Genomic DNA, 9,561 nt, shown 5'->3' with positions numbered 1-9,561 from the left:
TTCCTTATTCCTTGACGCTGCCCATAACGATGCCCTTGATGAAGAACCGCTGCAGGAACGGATAGACACAGATGATCGGCAGCGCCGCCAGGAAGATCTGCGCACCCTTCATCGTCCGGTCCGACACCATGGCCAATGTCTCGGCATCCGCCATCGTGATCAAACTGAGATCGCGATTAATGACTACGGTCTGCAGATAGCTCTGCAATGGATAATCATTGGGCGAATTCATGAGGATTAGTCCGTCAAACCAGGAGTTCCAGTGGCCTACCATCGTGAACAAAATCAGCGTTGCCAGCGCGGGCAGCGAGAGAGGCACGAAGATGCTCCACAGAATCCTCCAATGTCCAGCGCCGTCAACAAATGCGGCTTCCTCCAGCTCCTTGGGCAAGTTTCGAAAAAAATTGAGCAGCAGCACCACATTAAACACATTGACCGCCCCCGGCAGCACGAGTGCCCAGATGGAGCCTAGCATACCGAGCTGCTGAATGATCAGGTACCAGGGGATCAAACCGCCGCTGACCAGCATCGTCACAACAAAGAACCAGACATAGAACAGCCGCCCGGCAAAGGCCGCTGGCTCCTTGGAAAGCGGATAAGCGAGCGTAATCGTCAGAACCATATTCAACGTCGTACCCAGAGCAACCCGCTCCAGACTGACGGTGAAGGCACGCAGAAACTCCGGCTTCTGCAAGACGTACGCGTACGCCTTCCAGGTGAAATCGACCGGCCACAGCTTGACCAGCCCCGCACTGGCGGCCGTGCTGGAACTCAGTGAGACCGCCAGCACATTCACCAAAGGCAGCAGGCACAGGATGGCCAGGACGAGCAGGAAGACAGAGTTCGCCGCATGGAACAGCTTGCCCGATGTTGAGTTCGTTACCATTCTGCTCTCCCCTCCTCTCTAAAATATCCGGTAATTGGCATAGCGGTACGCCAGATAATAGGAACCGGAGATCATCACAAGTGATACGACGGACTTGAGCAGCCCGACAGCCGTTGCCAGCGCATATTGCGCCTGTTCCAATCCGAGCCGGTACACCAGGGTATCAATAATATCGCCCGTCTCGTAGACTTGCGGACTGTAGAGATTGAATATTTGATCGAACCCAGCATTAAGCACATTGCCCAGACTGAGCGTCGCCAGCAGCACGACGATCGGCAGCATGCCGGGAATCGTAATATGCAGCGTCTGCTTCCAGCGGTTCGCTCCATCGATGACCGCCGCCTCGTATAGAGCGGGATTAATACCTGTGAGGGCGGCCAGATAGACGATTGTACTGAAGCCGAATTCCTTCCAGACATCCGAGATGACGACCACGCCCGGGAACCAGGAGGTACTGCCCAGGAAATAGATCGGCTCGATGCCGAATACGCCGAGCAGTTGGTTGACGATGCCGCCCGACGGCGACAGGATATCGATCAGGATGCCCCCCAGAATGATCCAGGACAAGAAATGAGGCAAATAGATGAGCGTCTGAATCCAGCGCTTGAACACGCGAGCCCGCAGCTCGTTGAGCAGTAGCGCGACGACAATGGGCACAGCGAGTCCGGCCACAATTTTCATGCCGGCAATGACCACTGTATTGCGTATCACCAGCCAGATGTCAGGCAAGGCGAACATATACTCAAAGTTGGCAAGACCGACAAATTCAGAATCAAACATGCCTTTGACAATCGAGAATTTCTGAAAAGCGATGACGAGCCCGCCGATCGGACCGTAGCTGAACACCAGAACAAGCAGAAATGAGGGCACAACCATCAGATGAAGCGGAAGCTGACGTTTGAATCGGGCTCTGAACATGCATAACGCTCCTTTCGCACACGTGTTGCCGACAAGGATGGCGGCGATTGGGATTGACAGTGCGGCACCTGCTTTGAAAAAAAAGTCCGGAAGCCAGCTTCCGGACTTTCACCTTCGTTTAAGATTTGTCCGCGTACCATTCGTTAACTTCATTGGTAATCTGCTCGCCGCCGAGCTTGTGCCAGTCGGAGACAAAGCTGTCGAAGCTGTCGATTGGCGCGCCAAGGATAATCTTCGTGAACGTCTCCAGTACGAGCTTGTCGAGAATGGCCTGCTTCTCCGTCATGCCTGGCGTCGGTGCGCCATAGAATTCACTTTTCTTGAGCAGGTTTTGATCCGCATAATTTGCTCCGATCACGGCCCATGAGCCGTTCTCGCCGAACACCTTGTTGGTGCCCCATTGTGCGCGGTCGCCCCCCAGATACAGTTGGATATTGTCGTAATAGCTTTTTTCCTCCGGCACCAGTCCAGATGGGTCTTCGGCTGCCACAGCGGCAATGACATTCTTATGAACACTCAGTAAGCCTTGCGGTGTACCGAAGCCATTGCTTAGCAGCGCATACTTGAAGTACTCGAAACCGTCTTTGCTGTGGAAGTTGGCCGGATCGGCTTGCTCGCTGACAATCTTGTCGTTATACAGGTTGAACAGCTTGATGATCGCCTCCGGATGGGCTGCGCCTTTCTTGACGACCCAGAAGGAGTTAAAATCAGCCTTGGACTGCGCACTTGCCGGCGTTCCATCTGCGGAAGGAATCGGGAACGCGCCCCACTCCGCGTTGGGATCGTTGGTCACCGAATCCTGCAGTGGCCAGAGCGGGTTCCACATCGCACCGAAGCTCATGCCGACCTTGCCGGCCGTCTGCAGCTCCGCCGCCTTGCCGCCATCCTTGACGCCGAACTCCTTGTCGATCTGACCCGACTTATACATCTCTTGCAGCTTGCCCAGCGCCGTCTTCATCTCAGGCTGCACACTGCCATTGACCAGCTTGCCGCTCTCGTCCTTGATCCAGATATTCATGTACGCATGGTAGCCGTTCATGAAGCCCGACAAATCGGGGTATCCGCCGATCAGATCCTTGGAAGCCGCTAGGCCGTAGGAATTATTTTGACCGTCGCCATCCGGATCACCCGTCGTGAACGCCTCGGCGATGGTCAGCAGATCGTCCATCGTCTTCGGCTCCGGCAGGTTCAGCTTATCCAGCCAGTCCGTGCGCACCCACAGCAGTGGCGCACCGCCATAATAATCCTCTGCCGGTGGAATAGCCAGCAGCTTGCCGTCATACGTGGCAGCCGATTTGGCATTGGTGCCCCGTTCGATCATTTCCTTGGTCAGCTCGGAGCCGTACTGCTCCACCAGCGGCGTCAAATCTTCCAGTTGGCCGGCCTCCGCCAGCTCCCGGAATTGCTTGGCATCCACCATGAATAGGTCGGGCAGCTCCTTGGAGGCAATCGAGAGGTTCATCTTCTGATTATATTGATCGCCATTGACGACCCATAGATTCTTCACTTGAATGCCCAGCTCGCTCTCGTAGGCACGGGTCCATACATTGTTGTCGATGGAGTCGCCGTCCGGGAAGCGGAACGAGGAGTCCGTGTAGCGCACCGTCGAGATCTCAATCGGCGGATCGTACTTGGCATTCGGATCGATGACAGGCGTCTCGGTCGATGGTGAGTTGGTATTTGTCTCTGCTGCGGGCGGCTGAGCCGCCGGGCCGTTGTTGGTCGTGCCGGTGTTGCTGCAAGCCGTTGTCAGAGCCAGAGCGGTCGCAATGACGGCGATGGCGCAGGTGTTGCGGCGTTTTCTATTCATGTGTTTTCCCCCCAGGCGATGAAGTTGATCAAGGAAGCGCTCCTTATGCCTTTATCATAATGCACACCGCGCCTCGTTCCTATCGTCCATTATTGACAACCGCTCTACCCTTTTCTACCCGCACTTGCTGCAGAAAATTAACGATGCAAGAGACGATTATTGAAATACACGAATGTAATCGACATACAGATCAATCTGGTTGCCATAGCGCTCCAGATCAACTGGCCAGCCGCCGCCCAGCGCCAGGTTGACCATAAAATACATCGGTGTCTTGGCCTGCTCGAACGTTGCGTGGCGCCATACCTCTACGTTATCGATATAGTAGATCGTATCGGTAGGTGTAATCTTGGTACCATAGATATGCCACGTGGAGGCGCTATCGCCAAAAGCAAAATTGGAGGAAGAACAATTCGTCTCATGCATCTCCGGACTGCCTTCCCACCAGTGCACGGCCTGGCAGACGCCTTGCGGATTATGGCCATACCCTTCCACCGTATCAATCTCCGCTGTGGAATGAACGCCTTCAGAGATGCTGTTCTGGCTCATCAGCCAGAATGCCGGCCAGGCTCCCTTGCCTGCAGGCATCAGCATACGTGCTTCAAAATAACCGTAGGTGGCCGCAATCCCGGTGCCATCCGTACGCAGCGAGGATAACAATCCGCCCGTAAACGTGCGGTTCCAGCCCATCGGATCGACGGTGCCTGCCGGGGCTTTCTTGGCACGGATGCGCAAGTAGTTATCCCCCAGAATCGTAAACGGCTGATGCGGTCCATTAATATCCGCGAAGATCGCTTCGCCGAATTCCGTACCATTAGGCGCGTCCGGCTTGGCTGTGGCGTAGGTAGCGCCCGCGCCTGTGCGGGATGCGGAGAGCGGCCCGGTGAAATCATCGGCATAGAGCACGCTCATACCCGCTGCTTGCGGTGGCGCAGATGGCAATCCTCGTTTCCAGACGACGCCGCCTTCATTAAACAATTGCAAATAGCAGTTATCCGAGTGGGTGAAGCTCGGGTTGCCTTCCGCCGAATCCCAGGCGCTCAGAATGACAGTCGTCGGGCCATGCGGAAACTGGTTGGCCGGGAACACGATCTCGCCGTAGCCATTCGCATCCGGTGTGACACGGGCAAACCACGAATCATAACCGTTCGTTCCGGGATTGGCCGCATCCGGCTGCTTCCAGGCACGCGCCCAGACATTCTGCATGCCCGGGGCGTAGAACTTAATAGTTACATCCCCGTTCACAGACGCACCATAGCTCGGGGATACGACGCTCACTTGATACATCGGATATCCTCCAGGCGGCGTGACCGGCGGCTCTGTTGGATCGGTTGGGTCTGTTGGATCGGTTGGGTCTATCGGGCCTGCAGACTCACTTCCGTAAGCAATTTCGGTCGCCCCCGACTTTGCACCTGGTGCATGAGTGAACAACACTCGGAACTTCGAGGCGCTCACCGACGTGAACGTAATCGTGTGTTTCTGATTGGCAGCCGGTACGGCTGGCGTCATCGACGGGCTAGCTACCGGAGCCCACGCGCTGCCATTCCAGTACTGCACATTAAGAGCGCTGGGCGCGCGAACGCCGCCGCCATCGTCATACACGTAGATGTCTGCCGAGCTCTTGGTAACCGCCACTCCGAAGTCTGTCTCAATCCAGTCCGACGCGTTCGGCGATTCATAAGCGGTCCAACGGTTTCGTGGGTCATTGGTGTACGATACAACACCGTCGTTGACGTGCGTTACCTGATCCATGTAGAACGTGTAAGAGGCGCTGACCGTCGCCCCCGTGTCGTAAGCCGATACACTGACCCCGGACATCAGCGTCATCAGGAATGCGCTTACAATCAATAGAGAAATCCTACGTCTCCACCGGTTTCTTGCTGTCTTGCTCATCATCGTCACAGCCCTTCGATTAATTTGCGATGCACCCTGAGTATACGGAATATGGGGTGCGCCGCCATCAACCGTTGCGGACTTTCGCTCTGCCGATCTTGACATGTTGTCTGAATCGGCGGTAAAGGTAGACAAGTGTTGAGGCAATGTCACAAACGGATGATGTGCGCCTGCACTGCCTTTCGGTATCGTAGAAGCACCATCTTCGCAATCCGGGGGTTGCGTCGTGGAATTCAGCCTGAACCGAGGTGCCAGACTACCATGAACCGATTATTCAACAAACCAGTCTTCCTGCTTGCGCTCGCCTTCCTCCTCTGCGCAAGTCTGATCCACGTCCCGCCAGCGTCAGCCGAACCCGAGCCGGACGAAACCGTGACGGCGTCCTACACGTACCCTGGTGACCAGCTCGCTCACGTCATCGACGGCATCATCTCCTACAATGAGACGCCCAAAAATCGCTGGACCGCGTACGAGTCCCCGAATAGCCAAGACTGGATTCGGACTACCTACGCCTCCGCCCGCACCAAGGATGCGGTAGGCATCTATCTGTTCGCCGACGGCGGCGGTGTCCGGGAGCCAGCAGCCATCCAGGTGCAGTATTGGGACGGTACCGGCTGGTCTGATGTCGCCGAGCCTGTGGCCACGCCTGCCCAGCCAGCGGGAAATGAGTTAAATCTGATTACCTTCGAGCCAGTGACAGCCACCGACTTCCGCGTCTTGCTTACACACGGCGCAGCCAAAAGCGGCGTCACCGAGCTGCGCTATTGGGATTCTTCAGTCGAGCCGCTACCAGGCTCTGAGGTCGTGCCGCTCGGCATCGTCTCCGCCTCATACACGTTCCGGCTGGACCAGGCAGGCCATCTGAATGACGGTATTGTCTCTTATACCGACGATCCCAAGAACCGGTGGACCGCGTATGAATCGCCGAACGCCTCGGACTGGATCCAGACGAACTTTGGCAGTCCTGTCGTCAAGGATGCCGTTGGCCTCTATCTGTTCGCCGACGGCGGCGGCGTGAAGCTACCGCAGTCCTATGATGTGCAATATCAGGATGCCCAGGGGGAATGGGTCACCGTGCCCGGACAGGTGCGAACGCCGCAGCAGCCCCAGGGCAATGCGCTTAATCTCGTCACCTTTACCTCGACCGAGGCCCAACGGTTCCGAATCGTATTCGTCCATGCCGATGGTGCCGGATCAGGCGCGACCGAGATTACGTATGTGGACTCCACTCGGCATACACTGCCAGCTGAGCCATCCGCTGGCACCGCCACGGCTTCTTATGCACATGAAGGCGATCCCGCGACGGTCGTGAACGATGGCATTGTCTCCTTCACCGATTTCCCGCGCAATCGCTGGACAGCCTACGGGACTCCCCATGCCTCCGACTGGGTAGAGACCACTTACCCCAGCCCGCGCTCCGTCAACGCCGCAGGCATCTATCTGTATGACGATGGCGGCGGGGTACAAGCGCCAACCACCCTGGAGATTCAGTATTGGAATGGCAGCGACTTCGTCGCCGTGCCGAATCCGGTCCTGACACCGGAGCAGCCGACAGGCAACAGCCTGCTGCTCGCCATCTTCGATACGGTCATCTCGGACCGGTTCCGGGTCCTCTTCACCCATGCGCCGGGCACCGCTTCGGGCGCAACCGAGATTGTGTACGTAGATAATCACATGCAGCCGCTGCCGCCACCCGCTACAGTGCTCGTACCGGACCCGTATATCCTCGTACTCTCTCCAGAGCTGGGGTCCGCGGTCTCTGGCGCAACCGAGCTGCATTTCTACTCGCCCGATGTCACCCATGTCCGGGCTTCAATCTGGCGTCAGCCGGACGATGCGCATCCAGATCCCAACGGGTACGCCTTCGAGTTCCCTCTGATCGAGCTGGATGGAGAAGGCTATGGCGATTTGAGCTTCAATGCTGCAGACTTCCCCAGTGGTCCACTCACTGTTGTCCTGCACGGCTGGGACGCCAATGACGAGGACGAAGAGGATGTGACTACAGCTGATGCTTATGTTCAGCTCTATAATGAAGGTGGCGTCGCTTGGCGGATTGGCCTGCCCGCTGCACCGCCACAAGCACAAGGGATGACTGTCAAGTTCCAAGACGACTTCACCGGCCCGCTCTCCGTATCGAAGACGGGCGTCGGGACGACCTACACCTCGACCAAGCCAGACTGGCCCAACGGCTCGCAGTTCGGCGAAGCGATTTTTGCCGATCCTACAGACGCGGTCAATCCGTTCGCCATCCTGGGTGATGATTTCTTGCGAATTCGTGTCACCAAGGCTCCTGACGGTTATGTCGATCCGATGGGCTGGAACCGCAAGTACATTGGCGGTCTGCTCTCCTCCGTGCGCCTGGACGGTACGGGCATCTCTGCAACCAACGGTTACTTCGAAGCGCGAATGCTGATGCCTGCCGGCAAAGGGGCATGGCCGGCATTCTGGCTTATGTCACAGAACAGCTCTGGACCGAACCACCTCCCCTCGACGGCCGAGCTGGATACGATTGAAGGCTATGGGCATAATCCAAGCGGTGCATGCCAGGCAACCCATTGGTGGGCTGGCAACCCGGAGATGCATATGACGAATTGCTCCTCCGACAACTATGCCTTCGGCAATAGTGCATCCACTTGGCATATCTACGGCACGAAGGTCACTCCGGAGGAAATCATCTACTATATCGATAATGTAGAAGTCTGGCGTCACCCGACATTTGAGCAGGCGAATACGCCGCTATACTTCATGATTAATCTGGCGCTTGGTGGCGGCTGGCCGATCGACCTCGACGCGTACCACAACCAGCTCGACCTGTATGTGGACTATGTACGGGTGTTCGAGCCTGCTGGCGACGGAGGTTCCGATGGGGGCGGCTCCGGCCCGCCGACAGGACCGCCTGCTGGGCCCCCTGCTGGACCATCGGGGCCAACGGAATCCGAGCCACAGCCGGGGACCGAGCCTGGGCCGACCGTGACCTCGGGCGTGATCCAGCCAGTCTTCTCTCAGGAAGCATCCGGCATGGCACGTTCAAGCTTCGGTGCAAGTGCCTGGCAGACGGCATTGCAGCAAGCACGCGACGCCGGGAAGCGCACCATTGTCGTCGACGTGCCGGTCCGAGGGGACCTGCTGCAGGAACTCCCTCCTGAAGCACTATCTGCCGCTGACGGCGTGTCGCTGGAGATCCGGACCTTGTCCGGGAGTGTAACATTGCCTTCCGGCTGGCTGGCCCGTGAGGCTGTCGAGACAGGTAGCGTATCCCTGCAGCTCGCATGGTCTGGCAGCAAGCTCAGTGTCACCGTGCTGATCGACGGACAGCCCGCGCCTGCAGGTGCACTGCTCTTGCCGATGAACGCTGTGATCCTGTATACCCCAACTCCTGCACAGCTGGCTGCACCAGAGTTCCTGGTCATTACGCGTGCAGGTCGTGGTGACACTCATGAGGTCATTGCCAGCGGCCGCTACGATGCCGCACGGGCGGGGGTCCGCTTCCAGGCCAAGCCGCACGGCACCTTCTCCGTCGGCTATCACAAGAAGAGCTTTGCGGATGCCCCTGTCCAGAGCGACATGCGCCATGCGATCGAAGTGCTGGCAGCCAAGGGCATCGTCCGCGGTGTCTCCGCCGAACGGTTCGAGCCCCGGGCCGCACTGACGCGGGCCGATTACGTCACGCTCTTGATGCGTGTGCTCATGACAGAGCCCGCTGATGAAGGCCGTGCCGCCTTCGCCGATGTCGATCCGCAAGCATATTATAGCGGCGCGGTCGCCGCGGCCCGTGCCATGGGCATCGTTCAAGGCACCGGCGACAACCGCTTCGAGCCGACCCGGCCAATCAGCCGGGAAGAGATGACCTTGCTCACCTATCGCGCGCTGGTAGCAGCTGGACTGCTCGAAGACAACGGAACGCCGGCCGAGGCCCTGCAGCACGCTGGTCTCTTGCGTGGCACCGGCAACGGCCTGGCACTTGAGCGTGGTGCGACCCGTGCCGAGGCGGCTACCGTCATTTACCGCATCTATCAACTGCTTTAAGAACAGGGGGAATGGGTCCGACCACTTCGGT

The 9,561-nt window shown here is 57.8% G+C and carries 5 protein-coding genes; 1 reads left to right on the top strand and 4 read right to left on the bottom strand.

Annotated features, from left to right (window positions below; genetic code table 11):
* Window positions 1-4: 4 nt before the first annotated feature.
* From F556_RS0122865 to F556_RS0122850, 4 genes are all read right to left on the bottom strand, one after another.
* Window positions 5-886: a carbohydrate ABC transporter permease gene (locus F556_RS0122865; RefSeq protein WP_020619327.1), complete on the bottom strand. Its 882-nt coding sequence runs from the start codon at window positions 884-886 to the stop codon at window positions 5-7.
* 18 nt (window positions 887-904) lie between these two features.
* Complete coding sequence (locus tag F556_RS0122860) at window positions 905-1,804, bottom strand: ABC transporter permease (RefSeq protein WP_020619326.1); 900 nt, start codon at window positions 1,802-1,804, stop codon at window positions 905-907.
* Between the two features lie 118 nt (window positions 1,805-1,922).
* Window positions 1,923-3,614 (bottom strand): extracellular solute-binding protein, encoded by a 1,692-nt coding sequence (locus F556_RS0122855; RefSeq protein ID WP_020619325.1) that lies wholly within the window; start codon window positions 3,612-3,614, stop codon window positions 1,923-1,925.
* 156 nt (window positions 3,615-3,770) lie between these two features.
* The gene (locus F556_RS0122850) at window positions 3,771-5,459 is read right to left on the bottom strand and encodes a family 16 glycosylhydrolase (protein WP_020619324.1); all 1,689 of its coding nucleotides are present in this window, start codon (window positions 5,457-5,459) and stop codon (window positions 3,771-3,773) included.
* A gap of 306 nt (window positions 5,460-5,765) precedes the next feature.
* Between F556_RS0122850 and F556_RS0122845 the strand changes: the two genes are divergently transcribed.
* Window positions 5,766-9,530: a discoidin domain-containing protein gene (locus F556_RS0122845; protein WP_020619323.1), complete on the top strand. Its 3,765-nt coding sequence runs from the start codon at window positions 5,766-5,768 to the stop codon at window positions 9,528-9,530.
* The last annotated feature ends 31 nt before the right edge of the window (window positions 9,531-9,561 follow it).

This window comes from Paenibacillus daejeonensis DSM 15491, assembly GCF_000378385.1.
GTDB classification, from domain to species: domain Bacteria; phylum Bacillota; class Bacilli; order Paenibacillales; family Paenibacillaceae; genus Paenibacillus_D; species Paenibacillus_D daejeonensis.
The sequence above is the reverse complement of the archived record's forward strand: the minus strand, read 5'-3'. Positions and strand labels throughout refer to the sequence as shown.